This window comes from Pseudoxanthomonas gei, assembly GCF_010119615.1.
GTDB classification, from domain to species: Bacteria; Pseudomonadota; Gammaproteobacteria; order Xanthomonadales; family Xanthomonadaceae; genus Pseudoxanthomonas_A; species Pseudoxanthomonas_A gei.
Genome location: NZ_QOVG01000004.1, coordinates 182,967 through 204,778, shown reverse-complemented (window position 1 = coordinate 204,778; position 21,812 = coordinate 182,967). Strand labels below are relative to the sequence as shown.

21 protein-coding genes are annotated in these 21,812 nt (G+C 66.0%); 12 read left to right on the top strand and 9 right to left on the bottom strand.

Annotated features, from left to right (window positions below; genetic code table 11):
- From DT603_RS07830 to DT603_RS07820, 3 genes are read right to left on the bottom strand one after another with little or no spacing between them, the layout of a single operon-like run.
- Positions 1-747 carry a P-loop NTPase family protein gene (locus DT603_RS07830; RefSeq protein WP_162349311.1) on the bottom strand — a complete coding sequence of 249 codons (747 nt, stop codon included), beginning with the start codon at positions 745-747 and terminating at the stop codon, positions 1-3.
- Positions 748-755: 8 nt separating this feature from the next.
- Positions 756-2,333 carry an XrtA system polysaccharide chain length determinant gene (locus DT603_RS07825; RefSeq protein ID WP_162349310.1) on the bottom strand — a complete coding sequence of 526 codons (1,578 nt, stop codon included), beginning with the start codon at positions 2,331-2,333 and terminating at the stop codon, positions 756-758.
- Positions 2,330-2,965 (bottom strand): XrtA/PEP-CTERM system exopolysaccharide export protein, encoded by a 636-nt coding sequence (locus tag DT603_RS07820; protein ID WP_162349309.1) that lies wholly within the window; start codon positions 2,963-2,965, stop codon positions 2,330-2,332. Before DT603_RS07820 ends, DT603_RS07825 begins: the two co-directional genes overlap by 4 nt.
- Before the next feature lie 180 nt (positions 2,966-3,145).
- On the opposite strand from DT603_RS07820, the gene galE reads away from it, so the two are divergent.
- Entirely contained in the window at positions 3,146-4,159 is a 1,014-nt protein-coding gene (gene galE / locus DT603_RS07815) for a UDP-glucose 4-epimerase GalE (protein ID WP_162349308.1), read from the top strand.
- A gap of 184 nt (positions 4,160-4,343) precedes the next feature.
- Here the strand turns inward: galE and DT603_RS07810 are convergent, their stop codons facing one another.
- From DT603_RS07810 to DT603_RS07785, 6 genes are all read right to left on the bottom strand, one after another.
- Positions 4,344-5,204, bottom strand: a complete 861-nt coding sequence (locus DT603_RS07810) for an alpha/beta hydrolase family protein (protein ID WP_162349307.1) — start codon at positions 5,202-5,204, stop codon at positions 4,344-4,346.
- Positions 5,201-6,013, bottom strand: coding sequence for a bifunctional hydroxymethylpyrimidine kinase/phosphomethylpyrimidine kinase (thiD, locus tag DT603_RS07805; RefSeq protein WP_162349306.1), 813 nt, complete (start codon positions 6,011-6,013; stop codon positions 5,201-5,203). Before thiD ends, DT603_RS07810 begins: the two co-directional genes overlap by 4 nt.
- Entirely contained in the window at positions 6,013-6,690 is a 678-nt protein-coding gene (locus DT603_RS07800) for a YoaK family protein (RefSeq protein WP_162349305.1), read from the bottom strand. The genes thiD and DT603_RS07800 overlap by 1 nt, the downstream gene beginning before the upstream one ends.
- 65 nt (positions 6,691-6,755) lie before the next feature.
- Positions 6,756-8,159: a PhoH family protein gene (locus DT603_RS07795; RefSeq protein WP_162349304.1), complete on the bottom strand. Its 1,404-nt coding sequence runs from the start codon at positions 8,157-8,159 to the stop codon at positions 6,756-6,758.
- A 168-nt stretch (positions 8,160-8,327) separates the two neighbouring features.
- Entirely contained in the window at positions 8,328-8,810 is a 483-nt protein-coding gene (locus DT603_RS07790; protein ID WP_162349303.1) for a peroxiredoxin, read from the bottom strand.
- 18 nt (positions 8,811-8,828) lie between these two features.
- Positions 8,829-9,404, bottom strand: coding sequence for a glycine cleavage system transcriptional repressor (locus tag DT603_RS07785; RefSeq protein ID WP_162349302.1), 576 nt, complete (start codon positions 9,402-9,404; stop codon positions 8,829-8,831).
- 142 nt (positions 9,405-9,546) lie between these two features.
- Here DT603_RS07785 and dapA point away from each other — a divergent pair, with 142 nt between their 5' ends.
- The 11 genes from dapA to tviB all read left to right on the top strand — a co-directional run bounded on the left by dapA (position 9,547) and on the right by tviB (position 21,720).
- Positions 9,547-10,455, top strand: coding sequence for a 4-hydroxy-tetrahydrodipicolinate synthase (dapA, locus tag DT603_RS07780; RefSeq protein ID WP_162349301.1), 909 nt, complete (start codon positions 9,547-9,549; stop codon positions 10,453-10,455).
- A gap of 28 nt (positions 10,456-10,483) precedes the next feature.
- Entirely contained in the window at positions 10,484-10,975 is a 492-nt protein-coding gene (locus tag DT603_RS07775; protein WP_162349300.1) for a hypothetical protein, read from the top strand.
- A gap of 152 nt (positions 10,976-11,127) precedes the next feature.
- On the top strand, positions 11,128-11,922 hold the full coding sequence (locus DT603_RS07770) for a tyrosine-protein phosphatase (RefSeq protein WP_162349299.1): 795 nt from the start codon (positions 11,128-11,130) through the stop codon (positions 11,920-11,922).
- Positions 11,923-11,953: 31 nt separating this feature from the next.
- Positions 11,954-12,655 carry a polysaccharide biosynthesis/export family protein gene (locus DT603_RS07765; protein WP_162349298.1) on the top strand — a complete coding sequence of 234 codons (702 nt, stop codon included), beginning with the start codon at positions 11,954-11,956 and terminating at the stop codon, positions 12,653-12,655.
- Positions 12,656-12,705: 50 nt separating this feature from the next.
- Positions 12,706-14,967 carry a GumC family protein gene (locus DT603_RS07760; protein WP_162349297.1) on the top strand — a complete coding sequence of 754 codons (2,262 nt, stop codon included), beginning with the start codon at positions 12,706-12,708 and terminating at the stop codon, positions 14,965-14,967.
- 105 nt (positions 14,968-15,072) lie between these two features.
- Positions 15,073-16,260, top strand: a complete 1,188-nt coding sequence (locus DT603_RS07755) for a DnaJ domain-containing protein (RefSeq protein WP_162349296.1) — start codon at positions 15,073-15,075, stop codon at positions 16,258-16,260.
- 35 nt (positions 16,261-16,295) lie between these two features.
- Complete coding sequence (locus DT603_RS07750) at positions 16,296-17,471, top strand: tetratricopeptide repeat protein (protein WP_162349295.1); 1,176 nt, start codon at positions 16,296-16,298, stop codon at positions 17,469-17,471.
- Between the two features lie 90 nt (positions 17,472-17,561).
- Complete coding sequence (locus DT603_RS07745) at positions 17,562-17,966, top strand: hypothetical protein (RefSeq protein ID WP_162349294.1); 405 nt, start codon at positions 17,562-17,564, stop codon at positions 17,964-17,966.
- Positions 17,967-18,097: 131 nt separating this feature from the next.
- Positions 18,098-18,499, top strand: coding sequence for a hypothetical protein (locus tag DT603_RS07740; RefSeq protein WP_162349293.1), 402 nt, complete (start codon positions 18,098-18,100; stop codon positions 18,497-18,499).
- Positions 18,500-18,787: 288 nt separating this feature from the next.
- A complete protein-coding gene (locus DT603_RS07735; protein ID WP_162349292.1) occupies positions 18,788-20,182 on the top strand; it encodes an O-antigen ligase family protein in 1,395 nt (464 codons plus the stop codon).
- A 269-nt stretch (positions 20,183-20,451) separates the two neighbouring features.
- The gene (gene tviB, locus DT603_RS07730) at positions 20,452-21,720 is read left to right on the top strand and encodes a Vi polysaccharide biosynthesis UDP-N-acetylglucosamine C-6 dehydrogenase TviB (protein WP_162349415.1); all 1,269 of its coding nucleotides are present in this window, start codon (positions 20,452-20,454) and stop codon (positions 21,718-21,720) included.
- Positions 21,721-21,812: the final 92 nt, after the last annotated feature.

The following is a 21,812-nucleotide window of genomic DNA, read 5'->3' as shown; positions in this document are numbered from 1 at the left end:
TCATATGCCTTCGTTGAAGATCACGCCGGCGAACTTGCGCGGATCGAAGTTGGCCGCGGCCTGGGCGATGGTCGCCGGGGTGTCACGGGCATACCCGGCCACCAGCACCACCACGTCGGCCAGGTCGGCCAGGATCCGGGCGTCGGGCGAACCGATCACCGGGGGGCTGTCGAGGAACAGGTAGCGGTCCGAATAGCGGCTGCGCAGCGAATCCAGCATCACCCGCATGCGGAAGGTCGAGAAATATTCGGCACCCGTCTCGCGCTGGCGGCCGGCTGGCAGCAGGCGCACGCGTGGCACTCCGGTGTCATAGAGCACCTTGGCCAGGTCCTGCTCGGGGTTGTCCAGGTAGTCGGTCAGCCCGCCCGCCGGCGTTTCGATGCGCATGGTCGCGTCCTGCGAGGGATCGCGCAGGTCGCAGTCCACCAGCAGGGAAGTGCGGTTGTCGTCGAAGGCCATGGCGGCGGCCAGGTTGCGGGCCACGAAGCTGCCGCCGCAGCCGCGGCTGACGGGGGCGACCAAGGTGATGAAGTTGCCTTCCGCCGCGGCCAGCAGCTTGGTGCGCAGGTCGCGGAACGCATCGACCTCGGGCCGGGCCACGTCGGTGCGGAAGATGATGGAACGTTCCCGCAACTGGCTCGGTGTCAGCGCATGGCTGCTGGAGGCGCGCGTGATCAGGTGGTTGGTGATGGGCGTTACCTTGCCGCTGTCTGCTTTCGCCGGGGCGCCACTGTCGGGGTTGTGCATGGGATTGTTCATAGCGCCTGCATCATCTTCAGGGTCAGGGCAATGCCGTAGGTGGCCGGGACCAGCAGCACCAGGAACGAGGCGAACGCGTAGCGGTGCAGCATCTGCTTGCGCCTGCGCGGGGTGACATAGGCGGGCATGACCCCCAGGACGGGCAGGGCCGCGTCGCGTTCGATCTGCAGTGGCGAGCGCACGCGCGGATCCAGCTTGACCACGCCGAAAAGCAGGACCACCGGCACCACGAATGCGGCGCCCAGTCCGGCCCCGGCCGCGTGCATCAGGCGCAGGCCGATCGGTCGCAACGGCATTGCCGCCGGTTCCTGGATGCGGAAGCTGAGGCCGCGCTGTTCGGAGTCCAGGTTCATCGACACGCGCGCGTTCTCGCGGCGCTTCAGCAGGTCCTGGTAAAGGTCGCGATTGACTTCGTAGTCGCGGGTGAGTTCGGCCAGGCTGCTTTCCGACGCGGCGATATGCTGGTTGCGCACCAGTTCCTGTTCCAGCAGGCCCTGGGCCGTGGCGATGCGCGAAGCCACCGCGGCGCCGCGGCTGCGCACCGCCGAGAGCTTGCTGCGCAGTTCGCCGTACAGCGGGTTCATGCTGGTCGTGCCGTCGATCGAGGTGGGCGCGCCCGCACGGCGTGCCTCCTGCCTGGCCGTTTCGGCGGCCAGCTCCTGCTCGAGGTCGCGGATCTGGTGCTGCGTGCGCACCACGTCCGGATGCTGTTCGGTGTAGCTGGCCAGCAACTGGTCGCGCTGGTTCTGCAGTTCGGCCAGGCGGACGCGGAACTGGCCGGCACGCGTCTGCACCGTGTTGACCTCGCTTTCGCCGGAGAGCTGCTGCTGCAGCACGGTTTCTTCCGAGCGCAGGTCGATCAGGTCGAGCTTCGAGGTCTCCACCTGGCGGCGCAACTCGCCGATCCGCGAGTTGACGTCGGCGCTGATGCCGGGCCGCGCATCGGGATTGGAGTTGCGGTAGTGCTCCAGCTTGGCTTCGGCGTCGGTGAGTTTCTGGTGGTACTGCTCCACTTGCGTATTGATGAAGTCGTAGGCCTCGCGGCTTTCGTTCTCCTTGGTGGCCAGGCTTTCGCTGATGACCAGGTCGGCCAGCCTCTGGGTGACCTTGAAGGTGCGGGTCGGGTCCGAATCGACGTAGCGGATCTCGATCAGGTTGTCGCGCGGGTTGCTCATGATGGTGCGGCCGGTGATCTCCTCTATCAGCTTGTCCTGCGCAAGCGGGGACAGCGGCTTGTCCATCCATCCGCCGGCACGCAGCACCTCGGTCATCACCTTGCGGCTGAAGGCCACCTCCCGCGCGATGGCGGCGCGATTGGCCACGCTGGTCGGCACTGCGCGGCCTTCCATCAGCGGCGTGATGATGTTGCTCTGTTCGACCAGGATGGTGGTCGTCGACGCATACTTCTTGGGCAGCAGCACGCCGATGGCCAGGGCGGAAAGGGCCAGGGCAGCAAAGATCGCCGCATACCAGACAGCATGCCGTTTAAGCTCGTGGCGCACTACCGGGATCATCGCCATCGCAACCGATGGCCTGGCCTCTGCCGAGGACCACTCCCCTGATGTATTGCTCATAGGACCCTTTCCGGGATGGTGATTACGTCGCCGGGCGCAACATTCATGTTGGTCGATAGGTCGCCACGCTTGAGGATGCGGTCGAGCTTTATCGGGTAGGGCAGGGTGGTGTCGCCGTTGCGTCGATACAGGTTGGAACGGTTGGCCGAGGCGAATTCGGTCACTCCGCCCGCAGCCAGCACCGCGTCCAGCACGGTCATGCCGGGGCGGTAGGGAATGGAAATGGGCTGGCGCACCGCACCGGTCACCCGCACCCGCGACAGGTATTCGTGGCTGCGCAGTTCGGTCAGGATCACCGCCACCTGCGGGTCGCGCACGTAGGTCGCCAGGCCCTTCTGGATGGTGCTGGCAACCTGGATGGGGGTGCGGCCACCGGCCAGCACGTCGCCTACCAGCGGCACCGAGATCATGCCGTCCGGGCGCACCGGCACCGTGATGCCCAGTTCGGGATTGCGCCAGACCGAGACCTGCACAATGTCATCCACCCCGATCTTGTAGGTGTCCTGGGAAATGGTGGTCGCGGGCGGCGCGGCATCTGCTTCTGCGGGCGCGGCAGCTTCGTCGCACCAGGCTGGCGTGGCCAGCGCCATTGAAAGGCCGATTACGGCAATGACTGCCTGCATGCGTTTCATCGAACTTGCCCCTGTGCGTGTACTGCCTTAACAACGCAGGTTTCGCCAGGATCAGGACAGGCCGGCCACGCCGATACGCCGGGTCTCGCCGCACAATTGCGCGTGGCCTGCTCGCAAGACGACATGGGCCGCGCCGCGCGTTCCATGGATAATGCCCTTTCGTGAACCTTGGGGATCTGGATGCGCATCCTGCTATGCGGCGGCACCGGCTATATCGGCTGCCATACATATGCGGTACTGGTCGAACGGGGCCACGAGGTGGTCATCGCCGACAACTTCAGCAACAGCTCGCCCCGGGTGCTGGAGCGGTTGCGCCAGCTGACCGGGAAGGCCCCCGAATTCCACCCGCTTGACGTGCGCGACGCCGCGGCGATGTCGCGCCTGTTCGCCGCCCACCGTTTCGACGCGGTCGTCCACTTCGCGGCGCTGAAGGCGGTCGGCGAATCCTGCGAGCGGCCACTCGACTATTTCGACAACAACATCAGCGGCACCATCACCCTGCTGCGGGCGATGCAGGAAGCCGGGGTAGGGCGCCTGGTGTTCAGTTCCTCGGCCACCGTCTACGGCGACCCCGAAAGCGTGCCGGTGCGCGAGGACGCGCGCCTGCAGGTGACCAACCCCTATGGCCGCACCAAGCTGGTCATGGAGCAGCTGATCGAGGACCTGTGCGCTTCGGACCCGGGCTTCCGCGCCGCCAACCTGCGCTACTTCAACCCGGTCGGCGCCCATGCCTCGGGACTGATCGGAGAAGACCCGGCCGGCATTCCCAACAACCTCATGCCCTACATCTGCCAGGTGGCAGTAGGCCGACGCGAGAGGCTGCAGGTCTTCGGCGGCGACTATCCAACCGTCGACGGCACCGGCGTGCGCGATTACATACACGTCGTAGACCTGGCCCGCGCGCACGTGGACGCATTGGAATACCTGCAGCGCGAGGATGGCAACCTGACCGTCAACCTGGGCACCGGGCGCGGGATCAGCGTGCTGGAATTGCTGCATGGTTTCGAGCGCGCCTCCGGGCGCCCGGTTCCCTACGACATCGTGGCCCGCCGGCCTGGCGATGTGGCCGAGGTCTACGCCGACCCGGCCCTGGCCCGGCGCCTGCTCGGCTGGCAGGCCGAGTTCGACGTCGATGCGATGTGCCGGGATGCCTGGCGCTGGCAGTCGATGAACCCCGGCGGTTACGCCGACTGATCCAACTGCCTCACTTGTGCGGGAGGGGCTTGAGCCCCGACGGGTTCTGGCGGAGAGCGTCGGGGCTGAAGCCCCTCCCACAAGGGCACAGCCTGCCTTGGCGTTCTTCCCACAAGGTCAGAGCCTGCCTTGGCGTTCCTCCCACAAGGGCAGAGCCTGCCGCTGGAACCTGCGCGCCCTTCGGCTAGCCGTTCTGGTCCGGAGCAGCGCCTGCCAGCAATGCCTCCACTACCGCACCAGGCCGCTTCATCCACGCGAAGTGGTCGGCGCGCGCGCCCAGCGCATGGCGGTCGAGGATGCTGATGCTCGAACGCGTGTGCGGCATCTTGTCCAGCAGCGCCTGCAGCGAGCTGCGTGGTGCATACCAGTCGTTCGCCAGCAGCACGCCACGCGCTTCGACGGCCACCCGCGACAGCGCCGCTTCCAGGTCGACGTCCATGCCGCTCGCCGCATAGCGGTTGCTCAGGCCGACCCTGGCCCAGTCGCGCATCAGCGTTCGTGCCTCGTTGCCGGCAAAACCATACCGGCGCCCATGCAGCAGGCCGCGGCGATCGGCCACCCAGGGCACGAACCGGAACGCCGGCGGGAACAGGTAGCGCAATGGGGCGGGGAACGCGCGCCAGTACGGCGAGCCGCTGGCCACCAACCACAGCGACTCGAAGGCTCCGGCATGCAATGCCAGGTAGCAGGCCGCGAACTGCGCGCCGATGCTGTGGCCGCCGATGATCCGCGCGGGCGCATCGCAATGTGCGTTGATGGCTTCCTGACTGCACCGGATGTCCTGGGTCAGGATTTCGCGGTAACCCCAGTCCACCGCGCGGCTGGCGCGCAGGCTGCTGCTGCCATTGCCGCGCCATTCGTGCAGGAACACGGCGATGCCCCGTGCCGCCAGCGCCTCGGCCATCGGCAGGTAGTGCCACGCGGCCACGCCCAGTGCCGGCAGCCACAACAGGGTCGAATGGGCTTGCGCAGGGATGCGTGCGATCAGCTTGTAGCGGTGGCCGTCTTCCGTGGCCAGTGGAATCTCCATCTCCTGCATGCTCATCGTCCCGGCGCCGCCCCGAAATGATCGAGTACCAGGATGTCGCTGCGGCCCGGGCGATAACCGCTGCGCAAAGCGGCGTGCACGTAATCCGATGCCAGCCGGCAGGCTTCGGCCATGGAAGCGCCCAGGCACAGGTTCGCCGCGATCGCCGAGGCCAGCGTGCAGCCGGTGCCATGCGCCTCGAGCCGCAGGCGCGGATGCACGATTTCGCGCACGCCCGTCGCATCGGCGAACAGGTCGACCACGTCGCCCCGATCCTGCAGGTGGCCGCCTTTCAGCAACACCGCAGTGGCGCCGAGCGCCAGCAGTTCAGCGGTGGCCGTGCGCATCGCGGCGACATCGCCGACGGGGTGGCCCAGCAGCAATTCGGCTTCGGGCAGGTTGGGCGTGATCAGCGAAGCCAGCGGCAGCAGGCGCGTGCGCAGCGCCTCCAGCGCGGCGTCTTCCAGCAGCTTGGCGCCGCTGGTGGCCACCATCACCGGGTCGACCACCACGAACGCTGGCCGCCGCCGCTCCAGTTCGGTGGCCACCGTGCCGATCACCTGCGCATTGGCCAGCATGCCCAGCTTCACCGCGCCGATGTCGAAGTCGTCGAAACAGGCGTCCAGCTGCGCGCGCAGGAAGTCCATCGGCGGTACGTTGACCGCGGTGACGCCACGGGTGTGCTGCGCGGTGAGCGCGGCGATGGCCGACAGGCCATGCACGCGATGCGCGGCAAAGGTCTTGAGGTCGGCCTGGATACCGGCGCCGCCGCCCGAATCGGAGCCGGCAATGGTGAGCGCGCTGGTGACTGAAGGTGCCTGGGTCATCATCTTCCCTGGGTGATCCACAACTGCCGTTGCCGGTAGACGGCGTAGGCGACGCCCACGCTGCCGGTCAGCAGGGCGGGGAAATAAAGTGTGCTGTAGCCGAATCGCGAATACAGCAAGGCGCCGGCGATGCCGCCGCAGAGGAAACTGGTGGTCACCAGCACGCACAGGGCCAGCCTGCGCCTGGCCACCGGCATGCCGCGCAACGCATGGCCCATTGCGATGCCGATATCGGTGACCAGCCCGGTGACGTGGCTGGTTCGTATCAGCGAGCCGCTGTAGGTCGAAGCCATGGCGTTCTGCAATCCGCAGGCCGCCGCCGCCAGCAACGCGCCGGCAATCAACTGTCGCTCGAACAGGGGCACTGCCGCTGCCAGCAGCAGCGCTTCGATGGCCAGCACCACGCCATACCTGCGACCCAGCTGCAGGGTGCTGTCCTGGATGATCAATCCGCTGGCCACCGCCCCGGCGATGAAGGCCAGCACCACGCCCAGCAGGCGGCCGATCGCGCGGAGGTCGCGCTCGACAATGGCCGCGCCCAGCAGCGAGGTGGTGCCGGTCAGGTGGGTGATGGCCTGGTGTTCGAAACCCAGGTATCCGACCACGTTGACGATGCCGGCCACGAACGCAAGCGAGCCCGCGCCTACCCAGACCCAGCGGGGAAGTTGGATGCCCATCGTGCGCGAAATACCTGTGTGGACCGGGTTGATCGCAGTTTAAGCGATCAACCCGGGGTGCCTGTTCAAAGCACTTCGGAGGCGTAGTCGGCCAGCCGCGAACGCTCGCCGCGACGCAGGGTGATGTGCGCGCTGTGGGCCCAGTGCTTGAAGCGGTCCACCGCGTAGGTCAGGCCCGACGTGGTTTCGGTGAGGTAGGGCGTGTCGATCTGTTCCACGTTGCCCAGGCACACGATCTTGGTGCCGGGGCCGGCCCGGGTGATCAGCGTCTTCATCTGTTTCGGCGTCAGGTTCTGCGCCTCGTCCAGGATCAGGTAGCGGCTGAGGAAGGTGCGCCCGCGCATGAAGTTCATCGAGCGGATCTTGATGCGCGAGGCCAGCAGGTCGTTGGTGGCCGCGCGCCCCCAGGCGCCACCGTCCTGGTTGTGCGTCAGCACTTCCAGGTTGTCGGTCAGCGCGCCCATCCACGGCGTCATTTTTTCCTCCTCGGTGCCCGGCAGGAAGCCGATGTCCTCGCCCACCGACACGGTGGCGCGGGTCATGATGATTTCGCGGTAACGCTGCTGGTCCATGGTCTGCGCAAGCCCTGCGGCCAGGGCGAGCAGGGTCTTGCCGGTGCCGGCGGTGCCCAGCAGGCTGACGAAATCGATCTCCGGGTCCATCAGCGCGTTCAGGGCGAAGTTCTGCTCGCGGTTGCGCGCGATGATTCCCCACACCGCGTGCTGGCTGCTGCGGAAATCATCGGCCAGGGCCAGCGTGGCCTTCTTGTCGGTGCCGATCCTGGCGACGCGGAACTCGACTTCATCCTCGCCCGGCAGGTACAGGAACTGGTTCGGGTACCAGTCCTCTTCTTCGGTCATTGCCACTTCGTAACTGGTGCGCCCGGCCTTGTCGCTCCACGAGCGCAGGTCCTTTTCGTGACGGTCCCAGAAATCCGGCGACAGTTCGGTGGCGCCGGTGAACAGCAGGCTGAAATCGTCCAGCGCGCGATCGTTCTCGTAGTCCTCGGCCACCAGTCCGCTGATCGCGGCCTTGATGCGCAGGTTGATGTCCTTGGATACCAGGATCACCGGCACTTCCGGATGCCGTTCGCGCAGTTCCAGCACCGCCGCCAGGATCTTGTTGTCCGGCGCCAGGTCGCCGAAGGTGCGGCCGGGAATGGTGGGTTTGGTCTGGAAGAACAGGCGGCCGATCGCGCTTTGCGACTTCAGCTGCACGCCCTGCGGATGGCTCAGCGGTATGCCGGCGTCGATCTGCTCGGCACCGGCGCCCTCGATCAGCTCATTGAGGAAGCGGCTTACCTGGCGCGCATTGCGGCTCACTTCGGTCATGCCCTTCTTGGCATTGTCCAGTTCCTCGATGACCTGCATCGGCAGGAACACTTCGTGTTCCTCGAACTTGAACAGCGCGGTCGGGTCGTGCATCAGCACATTGGTATCCAACACGTAGATGCGCTTGCTTCGGGTCATCTAGACAGCCTCGCAGAGGGTGGGGTGTGGATGGGTGTACGGCGACACATGCAACGGCAACGTGCAACGGCAACGTGCAACAGCAACTTGCAACAGGAACCACTGGAACAGCGGCAGACCACCGCGACCCGCGGGGCGGGGCAGTGGCAGGAAGGGTTCGGGGATCGGTCACTGCTTGCTTGCGACCTGCAGGGCTTGCAGTACGGCTTCGGCGTGGCCTGCGACCTTGACGCTCCGCCATTCCTGCACGATGCGGCCTTGCGGGGAAATCAGGAAGGTGCTGCGGACCACGCCCAGCACCTTGCGCCCGTACATATTCTTCTCGTGGATCACGTCGAAGGCCTGGCACAGCGCCTCGTCTGCATCGCTGACCAGGGCGAAATTGAAGCCCTGTTTCGCGCAGAAGTTGTCGTGGGACTTCACCGAGTCGCGGGAAACGCCCAGCACGGTGGCATCGAGTTTGCGGAATTCCGGCAGCAGCGCGTTGAAATCGATGCCTTCGGTGGTGCAGCCCGGGGTGCTGTCCTTGGGGTAGAAGTACAGCACCAGCCAGTGGCCGGCGTAGTCGGAAAGCCTGGCGGTCTCGCCGCCGGACAGCGCCAGCGGCAGCTTCAGCGTGGTCTTGCCCAGGGCCTTGCCCGTTGCGGTCATGCGTTCGCTGCCATCAGGTCAGAACTTCATCGGGTCCATGATCGCGTCCAGGTTCAGGTGGTCGCAGAATTCGAGGAAATCGTCGCGCAGGGCGGCGATATGCATGTTGGCCGGGATGCCGATGGTGACCTGGGCCGAGAACATCTCCGCGCCGGTCTGCATGGCCCGGTAGCGGGTGCTCTGCAGGTTCTCGATGGTGATGCCCTGGCGGTCGAAGAAATCGGCCAGCTGGAACAGGATGCCCGGCTTGTCTGCGGCCACCACTTCCACGATGTAGGGCAGCAGGTTGGACTGCACGACCTTGGCGGCGGTGCGGTACCAGACCAGCTTGAGGCCTTCCTCGCGCTCCAGCCGGGTCATCATCGCCTCCAGCTTGGCCACCGAGTCCCAGGAACCGGTCGCCAGGGCGGTCACCGACACGTCGCGGCCCACGGTGGACAGGCGCGCATCGACCAGGTTGCAGCCGCTGTCGGCGATCCGGCGGGTCACCGACAGCAGCGGCGACTCCGGATGCGTCGTGTAGGCGTTGATCAGGAGGTGGTTTTCGTTCGGCGAAGGCCGGGCGTTTGGATCTGTCGGTGGGGCTTCAGGCATCTCTCTCAACAAGCCCTTTGTATGAATGGCGACAGGGCAGGTGCCCGGTGCATGGCCCAGCATACTTGCCCGCGCTTTCAAGCCGCAAGTAACATCGCAGGGTGCGTGGCGTTCCGCGCGACCTCCTTTCGAAGGCAACCGCTTGTCCCTTTCCGGCTGTATCACTGCACTTGCGACACCGTTCACGCCGACTGGCGAGCTGGACCTGGATGCGTGGCAGCGATTGCTGACGCAGCAACTGGCCGGTGGCATCCAGGGCATCGTGGTGGCGGGTTCGACCGGTGAAGCGGCGGCACTGACCGATGAGGAATACGATCTGCTGTTGACGACGGCGGTAACGCAGGTGGCAGGCCGCATTCCGGTGCTGGCCGGCACCGGACAGATGAACACCGCCAAGACCATCGCCCAGACTCGCCGCGCGGCCGCAGCCGGCGCCGATTTCGCGCTGGTGGTCACGCCGCCGTATGTGCGCCCGACCCAGGCCGGCCTGGTCGCCCACTACCGCGCCGCTGCCGACCAGGGCGGCCTGCCGGTCGTGCTCTACAACGTGCCGGGCCGCACCGGTTGCGACCTGTTGCCGGAAACCGTAGCCGAACTGGTATCGCACCCGTCCATCGTCGGCATCAAGGAAGCGCGTCCGGAACCCGAGCGCATGGCGGCCCTGCTGGCATTGCGCAGCGACACCTTCGCCATCTTCAGTGGTGACGATCCGACCGCGTCGCGGGCCCTGCTGGCCGGGGCCGATGGCCTGATCTCGGTGGGCTCCAATGCCTTGCCGAATGCGTTCCGCAAGTTGTGTGATCTCTCGCGCAATCGCGACGAAGCCGCTGCCGCGCGCCTGGATGCGCAGATGCAGGCCTTCCATTCCTTCTTCGGCATCGAGTCCAATCCCATCCCGGTCAAGGCGCTGCTGCAGCGACTGGGCTATGGTGCCGGGCTGCGGTTGCCGCTGACCCCGCTTTCCGATGCCCATGCCGCCGAGGCAGACCGCCTGCACGCCGCGGCCACGGCCCTAGAACAACAGTCCAGCCGCGAATCCATCGCGGCCTGATTCCACGCTTATTTCAGGAGATTACCCAATGCGTTCCATGTCCCCGTACCTGCGCCCCGTCGCCTTTGCCGCACTGGCCATCGCCGTGCTTGGCGTCTCTGGCTGCAAGTGGTTCCGCAAGGGCAACCCCGATTACGCGATGAGCGCCGAGACCCGTCCGCTGGAAGTGCCGCCGGATCTCAACCTGCCCAACACCGCCACCGCCATGAAGCTGCCCCAGACCGGCGCCCAGGCCTCGGCCACGCCGTCCAACCCCACCGGCTTCAACGTGGCTGGCCCGCGCGACGAGGTCTTCGCCAAGGTCGGCGTGGCCCTGGAAGGCATCGACGGCGTCAGCATCGCCAGCCGCGCCCAGTTGCTGGGCAGCTATGACGTGACCTACGAAGGCGCCAGCTTCCTGGTCCGCGTGGTCGCCGTCGAAGCCGGCGCCTACGTCTCGGCAGTCGATCCGCGCGGCCTGCCGGCGGGTGGTTCCGCGCCGAAGCTGATCGCCGCGCTGAAAGCGAAGCTGGGCGCCTGATTCGGCATCCGCTGCGCCCCGGCGAAGCCTACAGGCCCGCCGCCGGGGTGCTTGCGGCGACGCCCGATTCACGGGCCGTATAAGAAAAAGTCTTCCCATTCACGGGCTTGGGTAGGCGGGGAGCTAAACTACCCCGCGCTTACTGGATTCCCATGCTAGATCTCCACTGTCACCTCCTGCCCGGCATCGACGACGGCGCCGTCGATCTCGACATGGCGCTTGAAATGGCGCGCATGGCAGTAGCCGATGGCATCCGCACGGTCGCCTGCACCCCGCATATCTACCCGGGCATGTACGACAACAGCGGCGACGGCATCCGGACCGCCATCGCCGCTTTCCGGCTGGACCTGGCCGCCCACGACATTGACCTGCAGCTGGTCGAAGGCGCCGACGTCCACCTCGACCAGGGCCTGTCCGAATCGATCCGCGCCGGTCGCATTCCCACCCTGGCGGGATCGCGCTACCTGCTGCTGGAGCCGCCGCACCACGTGGCGCCCCCCCGTTTCGAGGAAACCGTGTTCCAGTTGATGGTTGCCGGCTACATCCCGGTCATCACCCATCCCGAGCGCCTGAGCTGGATTGAAGGGCACTACGAGGTGTTCCAGCGCCTGGTCAAGGCCGGCAGCTGGATGCAGATCACCGCCGGAAGCGTCACCGGACGCTTCGGCAAACGCCCGCAGTACTGGGCCGAACGCATGCTCGACGAAGGCCTGGTCCACATCCTGGCCACCGATGCCCATCACCCGCGGCGGCGCCCGCCCTTGCTGGCCGAAGGCCGCGATGCCGCGGCCCGGCGGGTAGGGGAGCAGGAGGCCACACACATGGTCTTCACGCGCCCGCAGGGCATTGTCGACAACGTGGAACCGGGGGATTTGCCGGCTCTCGTTCAGAAAACCATCCCGACCACACCGCCATCGGTGTGGCGCCGCCTGTTGGGACAGGCATAATCCCCGCCCCATGAATCGAGCCCCGCCTGCCATGTTCCGAGTCCTGCAAGTAATAAGCGCGCTGTTGTTGGCAGTGATGCTGGTGGGTTGTGCCTCCGGGGGCGGTGCGAACCGGGTCGCTGCTGGCAAGTCGCTGCCTGCGCCTGATACCACCAATTCGGCCGGCGCCTACGAGGGCGCCAACGATTACCGGCTGGGCGCCCAGGACCTGATTGAAGTCAGCGTGTTTGGAGTGCAGGAGCTGAGCAAGACCGTGCGTGTGAACTCCAATGGGCAGATCTCGTTGCCCCTGGTGGGTGGCGTGATGGCCGGCGGGCGTACCATTCCCGAACTTGAGAAAGAGCTCGCAAAACGTTACGCCGAAGGCTACCTGCAGCGGCCGCAGGTGACGGTATTTGTGAAGGAATTCAGCAGCCAGCGCATCACCATGGAAGGCGCGGTGAAGAACCCCGGGATTTATCCGTTGACCGGCAAGATTTCGCTGCTGCAAGCCGTCGCAGTGGCCGGGGGACTGGATCCGCTCGCGGACCTCAATGGCATCGTCCTGTTCCGTCAGGTCGAGGGCAAGAAAATGGCGGCGGCCTACAACATGCGCGAGTTGCGCAGCGGGCGCATAGAGGATCCGGCGTTGTACGGTGATGACATCATCGTGGTCGAGCAATCCGGCAGCAAATCCGCGCTCCGCCAGTTCCTGCAGTCGGTGCCGGCCTTCGGCCTGTTCATGGCGCTCTGATCCCGTTTCATTGAATTCGTCGTTTCGTTTCGCCAGGAAATTGACCCACCATGCATGATGACCAGCTGCCGGTTCCCCCAACCGGGGATGACGAGCGACTGCCCGCCCGACGTGACTCCTCGCTACCGACGCCCCACCGGCCTGGGGCCTTGTCGGTGGAAATGCTGGCTGAAGAACGCGGCGATGACCGCGACGAGATCGATTTGCTGGCCTACTGGCGCATCCTGGTCAAGCGGCGGTGGTTGATCCTTGGTGTACTGGCCACCGTAGCTGCGCTCAGCCTGTTGCTGACCCTGATGGCGACGCCGATTTACCGTGCCACGGTAGTCATGCAGATCGAGAACGAGGAACAGACCATCGTGCAGGTGGGAGGGGTGGCGGCCCAAGGTGCCGACCCCCAGTTCCTGCAAACCCAATATGAGTTGCTCAAGAGCCGTACCTTGGCCGAGCGCGTGGCCGACGACCTCGACCTGGACAGTGCGGCGCTGGCACGCCTGAGCCAGCCGGGATGGCTTGATCGGGTCAAGGGCCTGGTGCGGCCCGCTCCTGCGACCAGTAGCGGCATACCCACCGAGAAAGATGCCGCCGCCACTTTGGCGACAGCCACTGGCGTCGTGCAGCGTGGCCTCAGTATCGAGCCGGTGCGCAACTCGCGGTTGGTTACGATCAATTACGACAGTCCCGTGCCTGCGTTCTCGGCGCGGGCGGCCAACGCGCTCGCCGAGGGGTTCATCGCATCGGGGCTGGAACGCCGTTTCGGCGCCAGTTCCTATGCCAAGACCTATCTGGAGGACCAACTCAAGACAACCAAGGCGCGGCTTGAGCAGTCCGAACGCCAATTGGTAGATTTCGCCCAGAAGGAGAACCTGGTTTCCTCGGCAGAGGGCCAGTCGCTGGCTGGGCAGAATCTTGCCGACCTGAATTCGGTGCTTGCCACGGCCCAGGAACAGCGCATCCGTGCGCAGGCCCGGTGGAGCCAGGCCCAGGCCGCAAGCGGCGCCGCGTTGCCGGCCGACATGCTGAGCAATTCCATTATCCGCACCTTGCAGCAGCAGCGTGCGCAGCTGCAGGGCACCTATCAGCAGAAGCTGCAGGTGTTCAAGGCCGACTATCCCGAGATGCAGCAGCTCAAGGGGCAGATGGACGACCTCGACAAGCAGATTGCTTTGGAGCTGCGAAATATCCGGGCCTCGGTCAAAGCCGAGTACGACGCGGCCGCTTCGCAGGAGCGTCTGCTGCAAGGCCAGCTGAATTCGTTGCGCACCCAGGCTCTTGATGTCGACGGCCGCAGCATCGACTACAACATCATCAAGCGTGAGGTCGACACCAACCGCCAGCTTTATGACGGCTTGCTGCAACGCTACAAGGAAGTGGGCGTCGCCGGTGATGTGCGCTCCAACAATATCTCCATCGTCGATCGGGCCCAGGTTCCACGCCAGCGCTTCAAGCCCAGTCTGCCCCTCAATCTTGCTATCGGGCTGCTGCTTGGCCTGATCCTGGGAGTTCTGGTCGCGTTCGTGCTCGAATTCCTCGACGACACGCTCAAGACCCCGGAAGACATTGAACAGCGCCTCAAGCTTGCGGTCCTCGGCATCGTGCCCCGGCTGGTCAAGCAAAGCCCCGAGGAGGCGGTCAAGGATCTGCGTTCTGCATTCTCCGAGTCCTACCGCTCGGTGCGTACCGCCCTGCAGTTCTCCACTGACCACGGCGTACCCAGGGTGTTGCTGATTACCAGCGCCAGCCCGGCTGAAGGCAAGTCCACCACTGCGCTGACCCTGGCGCGCAATTTCGCCCAGATGGGCAAGCGTGTACTGCTGATCGAGGCCGACTTGCGCAACCCGTCGCTGCACAAGACGCTCGGCTTGCGCACCGACGTCGGCCTGAGCAACCTGCTGGCTGGCGTCCAGAAAATGTCTGAAGCGGTGATAGACACCGAGGATGCACGGCTCAAGGTCATCCTGGCCGGTCCCTTGCCACCCAATCCCGCAGAGTTGCTGTCCGGCTCCAAACTGGTCTCGCTGCTGACCATCGCCGCCGGCAACTATGACCAGGTGATCATCGATGGCCCGCCGGTAATGGGCATCGCGGACGCGCCCATCCTGGCCAATGTGGCCGACGGCACCATGCTGGTCGTGCACTCGGGCAAGACACGCATCAGCACCGCCCAGGTTGCGGTCAAGCGGCTGATGGTCGCCCGCGCCCACATCGTTGGCAGCCTGCTGACCCAATACGATGCCAAGGTCGCCGGTTATGGCTACAACTACGAAGGCTATTACGCCTACGGTGGCGCGCCGCAGTTGACCAAGCGCTAGTCGCCGATGAGCGGAGACGCGCTCGAGGTCGCACTGGCCCTGTTGCGGGCGCCTTCGCTGCGTGGCGTACTGCGCCAGAGACCATTGCCCGACGGAGTCGGCGAGGTGATCGAACTGGCCGCCGGCGATCCGTCGCGGGTCGCGCGAGCGGCTGCCAATCGCGGCGAGGCACCGGAACAGGTGCTGGAAGCCGCGCGCTTCTACGTTCGCGAGATCCTGCTGTTCGCCGGCGCCGATGCCTACCGTGTCCTCGGTGTCTCGCCGGCCGCGGACGCTGCGCAGATCAAGCTTCATTACCGTCACCTGCAGCAGTGGCTGCACCCCGATCGCCGCGGCAACGATTGGGAATCGGTGTTCGCCACGCGCATAAATTCAGCCTGGGGCGACCTGCGCTCACCGCAGCGCCGTGCCGCCTATGAGGGGCGCCAACCACTTTCCTCTGAACTCGCCCAGGCTTTTCCCCAACGCCAGCTGGTCAGCCAATGGCGTGCGTCCCCGTTCGAGGAGCGCCGCGGGCTCGGCTGGCTCGCCGTGGGTGTTGGCGTCGCATGCTGTGTATGGCTTGCCGTACTGGTTGATCGCCAGGCCGGCGCTCCGGCACCGGAATGGGGCGTGGAGGAGAGTAGTGAGGCGCAGCCTGCCGGTGTCGCTGGTTCAGTGGAAGCCGACCTGGAGCGGGCGGCCGTATTGATGCAGCCTGCGCCCCATGCCGAGCTGCCAACTGGCAATCGTCAGGCAGCTGGGAACGCGCGTGCTTTCGTGGCATCGACCGGGGCCAAGCCAGGCGCATCGGGTCCCAACCGACCCGGGCCAGCGGCTGAACAATCCAGGCCCCGCTCTGGACGGCCCGCTTACACCGAGTGGGTTGAAGACAGATCAGGGGGCACGCGGGCGCCCTTGGCCAACACCACTTACGCAGAAACCTCCCGCACCACCTCGTCCGCACCCGTTGCTGGCGCGTCCACGCCGGCTCCGGCCATCTCCCCCGAGCAGTTGCGACTGCTGCTTCGCTGCGGCTCCGAGCTCACCGCTTACCTGGCCGGGAGTCGCGGGCCCGCGCCGCCGATCTGGGGAAGCGTGTCGGTCCAGGACGGCGCGGCGCTTCTGCGTGCGCAACTGGAGGGCAAGCGTGTCCGCGTGGGTATGCCCATGTGGCAGCAGATAAGCGCCGGGCAGGCGCGCATGCACACGCGCCTCCAGCGCGCCGGCACGTCGATGGACGTAAGCGCTGAGTTTGTCTGGCGCGACGGAATGTGGCTGGTGGAAAGCCTGCAGCACAGGAGCCTGTCATGAGCCGCCTGCGCGCCTGGCTGCTGGCCTCGGTCTTGGTGCTGTTCGCCCTGTTTGCAGCGTGGCGCATTCTGGTCATCACCCAGTCCGGGCGTTGGGCCACGGACGATCCACAGCGCGCACTGCGCTGGGACCCGGCCCATGCCCAGGCGTTGCTTGCACTCGCCGAGCAACAGCTAGCCGCAGGCAAGCTGGATGAGGCGCGCGGCAGCGCCCGCCGCCTGCTTGCGTCCGAGCCACTGGAAGGGCGCGCATTCCGCATCCTCGCTGCAGCCGAAGCGCAGCAAGGGCACCCCGACAGGGCCCTGACCCTGTATGAGATTGCCGCCCGTCGCAGCCCTCGGGACCTGCGTGCCCGAGCCTGGCTTACCGAGCACTATCTGGTAGCCGGCAATTATCCGGCAGCGCTCCGGCACATCGATATCCTGCTGCGTACTTCGCCGGGGCAGGGATCTACGCTGATGCCCGTGCTGGGCCAGCTGGCGGTCGATCCGGACTTCGCCGCCGAGCTGGCCCGTGTGCTTGAGCGCCGGCCGCCATGGCGTGTCGCCTTGTTGACGACATTGCAACGAGCCAAGGATCCGCGCGGCGCCGATCACGTCCTTGCAGCCCTGCGTGCAGCGGGCGGCCTGGATGAGGTCGAGTTCGATGAGTGGATCGCCTATCTGATCCGCCAGGGGCGCTGGGGAGAGGCCTATGGACGCTGGGCAGGGACCCTGGAACTGCAGGGCGGGGCGCTGCCGCTGGTCTACAACGGCAGCTTCGAGCAGCCGGTCAGCAATCGCGGTTTCGACTGGCGCCTGACGCGCGTTCCCGGCGTGTCTGTGGATTTCGTCCCCGACCGCAACGCCCGCGGGCTCACCGCGCATGCCGCCTTCCGCGGCCGTCCGGCTGCCGGGATCGGTCTGGAACAACCCATGTTGCTGGCGCCGGGCCGCTATCGTTTCAGCGCGCGCATGCGCGGCGATGCTCTGCGCAGCGAGCGTGGGCTGGAATGGAACATCGTCTGCATGGGAGCCCGTGAGCCGGCGGCGATCAGTGAGTCGATCGAGGGGACATTTGGCTGGCGGGCCTTGGTCATGGAAGTGAATATTCCATTCACCGCTTGTCCGGGACAATGGCTGCGATTGCGCAATCCAGCTCCGCCGGGATCTATCCAGCAAGTCTCGGGCGAAGTGTGGTTGGACGAGGTTGCCATTCAGCCGCAGCGGTAATTTGCCTTGAGTCACACGTCGGTACGCTGTAACCTCTCCTTCCCATACGCTTTACGTAGCTACATCAGTCGCTAGCCCAAAGGAATTCGCATGACCCGATTCACCACGTTGTTCCTCGCTGCCTCGTTTGCCCTGACGGCTGCCGCCACCGCTTCGGCCCAGGACACCAGCGCTACCCTGCGTGTTGACCAGGGCACGATCATGGCCAGCGAAGGCGGCTCATTCGCCACCGCACAGACCGGCCAGGCTCTGGTGGCCGGCTCGCGCCTGATGGTCGCCGAGCAGTCCGCCGCCACCGTCACTTACGCCAAGGGTTGTACGCGCACCTATACCGCTCCGGGCGTGTACGTGGTCGAAGCCAATTGCACCAAGGCCGTTGTGGCAGGTACCGATTGGGCCAGTGCGGCGAAAATCGCCGGCGGTGTCGTCATCACCGCAGCGTTGCTCGAGAACATGGACAAGGTTGACTTCGTACCCCCTCCGGTCAGTCGCTAAGCCGTTCAGCCATGGCCGGCGGTGCATGGCGCCGCTGGTCCATGGGTCGGGTCCGGGTTGAGTAACCGGGCCGCCTCCGGTATCCTTCTCCCGTACGCCTGCGCGCCTCGCGCATGCCTGAAGGGAATTCCATGACCAAGTCTGTCTCGCTGTTCGCCACGATTGCGTTTGCGCTGGGCCTTTCCGCCGCCGCTTCGGCCGCCAAAGCCCCCGTAACCCTCAGCGTGCAGAACGGCGTCGTCATGACCAGCCAGGGCGGCGATTTCGCAGCCGCGCAGGACGGCCAGGTGCTGACTGCCGGTGATCGCGTGATGATCACCGAGAAGGCCTCGGCCGTGGTGCGTTACCCCGGTGGTTGCGCCCGCCAGTACAGCGCCCCGGGCGTGTACGTGGTGGAAGAGGACTGCAAGAAGACCGTCACCGCCGACGACGACATGCACAACTGGACCATGATTTCAGCCATTGGTCTTGGCGCAGCAGCAGTTGCAGCGGCGGTAAGCGGTGGCGGTGATGACGAGCCGGTAAGCCGCTAAGGCCTGCAACTCCGGGCGCCAGACGCCACAAATTAGGTTGAACCCGACGGGGCTGGCTGAAAGGCCGGCCCCGTTTTCATTACGGGTACCCGCGCCTGCGGCTTCTCCCGCCACCTTGGCCGCCCTTGTAGGAGCGGCGCAAGCCGCGAAGCTCTCACCCATCACCGCGTTCGAACCCTTGGGGCGCGGGCCTCGCTCCTTAAGCCCCTGGCCTTGACTGGTTGATCCGTGAAGCATCGCGGGCAAGCCCGCTCTTACAATGGACAGTCGACTTCCACGGACCCGCCCATGAACCAGCACGACCACCCTTCGCCCGCACGTTTCGAAAGTCGCGGCCACCTCGCCGTGGCGGCAGTGCTGGCGCTGGCGTTCGTCACCGGTGGCGGCGCATCCGACTACGGCTTCGGCGACGCGCTGACCCAGTGGCTGGCGCTGCCATTGCTGGTCTGGGCCGCGCTGGTCCTGCAGGCCACCCCCGGCAGTGCCATGCGCCGGGCGGCGATCGGCGCGTCCCTGCTGGTCGTAGCGACCGTGGCCGTGCAGCAACTGCCGCTGCCAACGGGCGTGTGGGAAGCGGTTGACGTCCGCAGTGCGCTGGCCCGCGACCTGCACGCGGCCGGGGTCGATGCACCCCGCCAGCTCTGGTCGTTGTCACCCCTGGCCTCCGAGCGCGGGCTCTGGTCGCTGTTGCCGGCCTTGGCTGTTTTCCTGGCGATGCTGGTAGTGCCGGTGCGGCAGCAGCGCGCCCTGTTGCTGCTGATGGTCGCGTTGAGCGCCACCAGCCTGCTGCTCGGCTACCTGCAACTCGGTGCCCCGCAGGACAGCCTGCTCAATCCTTTCCCGGAATGGTCCCCGGCACTGGGAGGATTCTTCGCCAATCCCAACCACCAGGCCACCGCGCTGGCCCTGTCACTGGTGGCCATTGTCGCGATGTTGCTGGATGACTGGGGGCGTGATGAGCCGTCCCTGCCGCGCTGGCTCCGCTTTGGCCTGGCTGCGGTGGGGATCCTGTTGCTCGCATCGCTCCCGTTGACCGGCTCCCGGGCCGCGTTCCTGCTGGCCGTGCTGGCGCTGGTGGCCGTGCCCTTCGTAGTGCGTGGGGGGCGACGCCGGCCGGCGACCTCCGCGCCGCGAGCCTGGGTCACGCGCCTGCTGCTGGCCGGACTGGCCGTCGGTGCAATTGCTGTTGCCATCGGCTGGCTGCGCTATGACATGGAAGAGGAAGTGCGCTGGTCCGCCGCGCAAGCCACGGCCGCCATGGGCACCGGCCATGCCCCCTGGGGAGCGGGTCTGGGCAGCTTCGTCGCCTGGTTCGACCAGTCGGCGCCGGCCTCGCTGTTCCAGCGGTCCTATTTCAACCATGCCCATAACGAATACGCGCAGTGGTGGCTGGAGAGCGGGGTCGCGGGGCTTGCCTCCTTGCTGGCCGTGCTGGGGGTGCTGCTGGCCTGTTACCCGCGCCGCACCCGCAATACGGCCGATCGCGGCGTTGCGGTCGCTGCCTGGCTGGGTTGCATGGTGCTGCTGCTGCACTCGCTGGTGGACTATCCGCTGCGTACGCCGGCGTTGATGACCGTGGCCGGGCTGCTGGCCGGAATCGTGGTGGCCAGGCGTCTGGCCGTCGGTGCAAGGCGACCGCAGGCTGGCGTGGCCAGCGTCAAGGGCGTTCCTGCACCGGTCTGACAGCGTCTCCCGAGATCCGCTGCCCGATGGCTGAACGATGCTTTGGAAATGAACAGCGGCCTGTCCTGGAGAAGCAAGTCCGGGCGGCTGCTGTCACTGCATGTACGTGATCCGCCCCAGAAACCCCCGAAAAGTTCTTATCCGGGCTGCTAGGGCCGGTTTCGCCCGGTCGCTGTGGCGGCACCTCTATATAATGTCGCGCTGTCCGCCAGCCCCCTTGGCCGGTTTCTCTTGGGATAATCACATTGAGTATTGAAGACGCGCTCGCGCTGGACAAGGCGCGCATAGCCATCGTCGGCTTGGGCTACGTAGGTCTGCCGCTGGCGGTGGAATTCGGCAAACAGTACGACACGGTCGGTTTCGACATCAACACCGCCCGCGTGGACGAGCTGCGCCGCGGCCACGACGCCACCCTGGAAGTCGAGCCCGAGCTGCTGGCCGAAGCCACCCGCCTGACCTTCAGTGCGCAGCTGGAAGACATCGCCGCCTGCAACGTGTTCATCGTCACCGTGCCCACCCCCATCGACGCGGCCAAGCGCCCGGACCTGACCCCGCTCATCAAGGCCAGCGAGGCGCTGGGCAAGGTGCTCAAGCGCGGCGATACCGTGGTCTACGAGTCCACCGTGTACCCGGGTTGTACCGAGGAAGTCTGCATCCCGCTGCTGGAGAAGTTCTCCGGCCTGAAGTTCAACACCGACTTCTTCGCCGGCTACAGTCCCGAGCGCATCAACCCGGGCGACAAGCAACACCGGGTCACCAGCATCCTCAAGGTCACTTCGGGTTCGACGCCCAAGGTCGCCGACTTCGTCGACGCGCTGTACGCCAGCATCATCACCGCCGGCACCCACAAGGCCAGCTGCATCAAGGTAGCCGAGGCCGCGAAGGTCATCGAGAACACCCAGCGCGACCTCAACATCGCCCTGGTCAACGACCTGGCCATCCTGTTCAACAAGCTGGGCATCGATACGCTGGAAGTGCTGGAAGCCGCAGGCACCAAGTGGAACTTCCTGCCGTTCCGGCCGGGCCTGGTGGGCGGCCACTGCATCAGCGTGGATCCGTACTACCTGACCCACAAGGCGCAGGAAGTGGGCCACCACCCGGACGTGATCCTGGCCGGCCGTCGCACCAATGACGGCATGGGCGCGTACGTGGCCGGTGAAGTGATCCGCCTGATGGTGCACAAGGGCATCAACCCGGTGCGCGCGCGCATCCTGGTGCTGGGCCTGGCGTTCAAGGAGAACTGCCCGGATCTGCGCAATACGCGCGTGGTCGATATCGTCGGCGCGCTCAACGGTTACAGCGCGCAGGTCGATATCTGCGATCCGTGGGTAGATGCGTCCGAGGCTAATCACGAATACGGGCTGTCGATAGTCACATCGCCAGAGCAGGGCGTGTATGACGCGGTGATCGTGGCGGTGGGGCATGACGAGTTCAAGGAACTCGGCGCCGCAGGCATTCGCGCCTATGGCAAGCCTGAGTCGATTCTCTATGACGTGAAATACGTCCTCCCGCGCGACGCAGTCGACGGTCGGCTCTGAGCTTGACCAGTGAATTCCAGCGGCCGAATGCAAGCGCCCTCCTGCTTTGACTCGCCGCCACCGCAACAACTCCTGATCGGCCGATCAGGCCC

What these genes read in the sequence shown, in the direction of transcription:
- DT603_RS07820 (WP_162349309.1), bottom strand. Translation starts at nt 2,965, where the DNA reads ATGAAACGCATGCAGGCAGTCATTGCCGTAATCGGCCTTTCAATGGCG.
- DT603_RS07830 (WP_162349311.1), bottom strand. Translation starts at nt 747, where the DNA reads ATGCACAACCCCGACAGTGGCGCCCCGGCGAAAGCAGACAGCGGCAAG.
- DT603_RS07790 (WP_162349303.1), bottom strand. Translation starts at nt 8,810, where the DNA reads ATGACCGCAACGGGCAAGGCCCTGGGCAAGACCACGCTGAAGCTGCCG.
- DT603_RS07825 (WP_162349310.1), bottom strand. Translation starts at nt 2,333, where the DNA reads ATGAGCAATACATCAGGGGAGTGGTCCTCGGCAGAGGCCAGGCCATCG.
- DT603_RS07800 (WP_162349305.1), bottom strand. Translation starts at nt 6,690, where the DNA reads ATGGGCATCCAACTTCCCCGCTGGGTCTGGGTAGGCGCGGGCTCGCTT.
- DT603_RS07745 (WP_162349294.1), top strand. Translation starts at nt 17,562, where the DNA reads ATGACCCGATTCACCACGTTGTTCCTCGCTGCCTCGTTTGCCCTGACG.
- DT603_RS07785 (WP_162349302.1), bottom strand. Translation starts at nt 9,404, where the DNA reads ATGCCTGAAGCCCCACCGACAGATCCAAACGCCCGGCCTTCGCCGAAC.
- thiD (WP_162349306.1), bottom strand. Translation starts at nt 6,013, where the DNA reads ATGACCCAGGCACCTTCAGTCACCAGCGCGCTCACCATTGCCGGCTCC.
- DT603_RS07770 (WP_162349299.1), top strand. Translation starts at nt 11,128, where the DNA reads ATGCTAGATCTCCACTGTCACCTCCTGCCCGGCATCGACGACGGCGCC.
- DT603_RS07810 (WP_162349307.1), bottom strand. Translation starts at nt 5,204, where the DNA reads ATGAGCATGCAGGAGATGGAGATTCCACTGGCCACGGAAGACGGCCAC.
- galE (WP_162349308.1), top strand. Translation starts at nt 3,146, where the DNA reads ATGCGCATCCTGCTATGCGGCGGCACCGGCTATATCGGCTGCCATACA.
- DT603_RS07740 (WP_162349293.1), top strand. Translation starts at nt 18,098, where the DNA reads ATGACCAAGTCTGTCTCGCTGTTCGCCACGATTGCGTTTGCGCTGGGC.
- DT603_RS07775 (WP_162349300.1), top strand. Translation starts at nt 10,484, where the DNA reads ATGCGTTCCATGTCCCCGTACCTGCGCCCCGTCGCCTTTGCCGCACTG.
- DT603_RS07760 (WP_162349297.1), top strand. Translation starts at nt 12,706, where the DNA reads ATGCATGATGACCAGCTGCCGGTTCCCCCAACCGGGGATGACGAGCGA.
- DT603_RS07765 (WP_162349298.1), top strand. Translation starts at nt 11,954, where the DNA reads ATGTTCCGAGTCCTGCAAGTAATAAGCGCGCTGTTGTTGGCAGTGATG.
- DT603_RS07735 (WP_162349292.1), top strand. Translation starts at nt 18,788, where the DNA reads ATGAACCAGCACGACCACCCTTCGCCCGCACGTTTCGAAAGTCGCGGC.
- DT603_RS07795 (WP_162349304.1), bottom strand. Translation starts at nt 8,159, where the DNA reads ATGACCCGAAGCAAGCGCATCTACGTGTTGGATACCAATGTGCTGATG.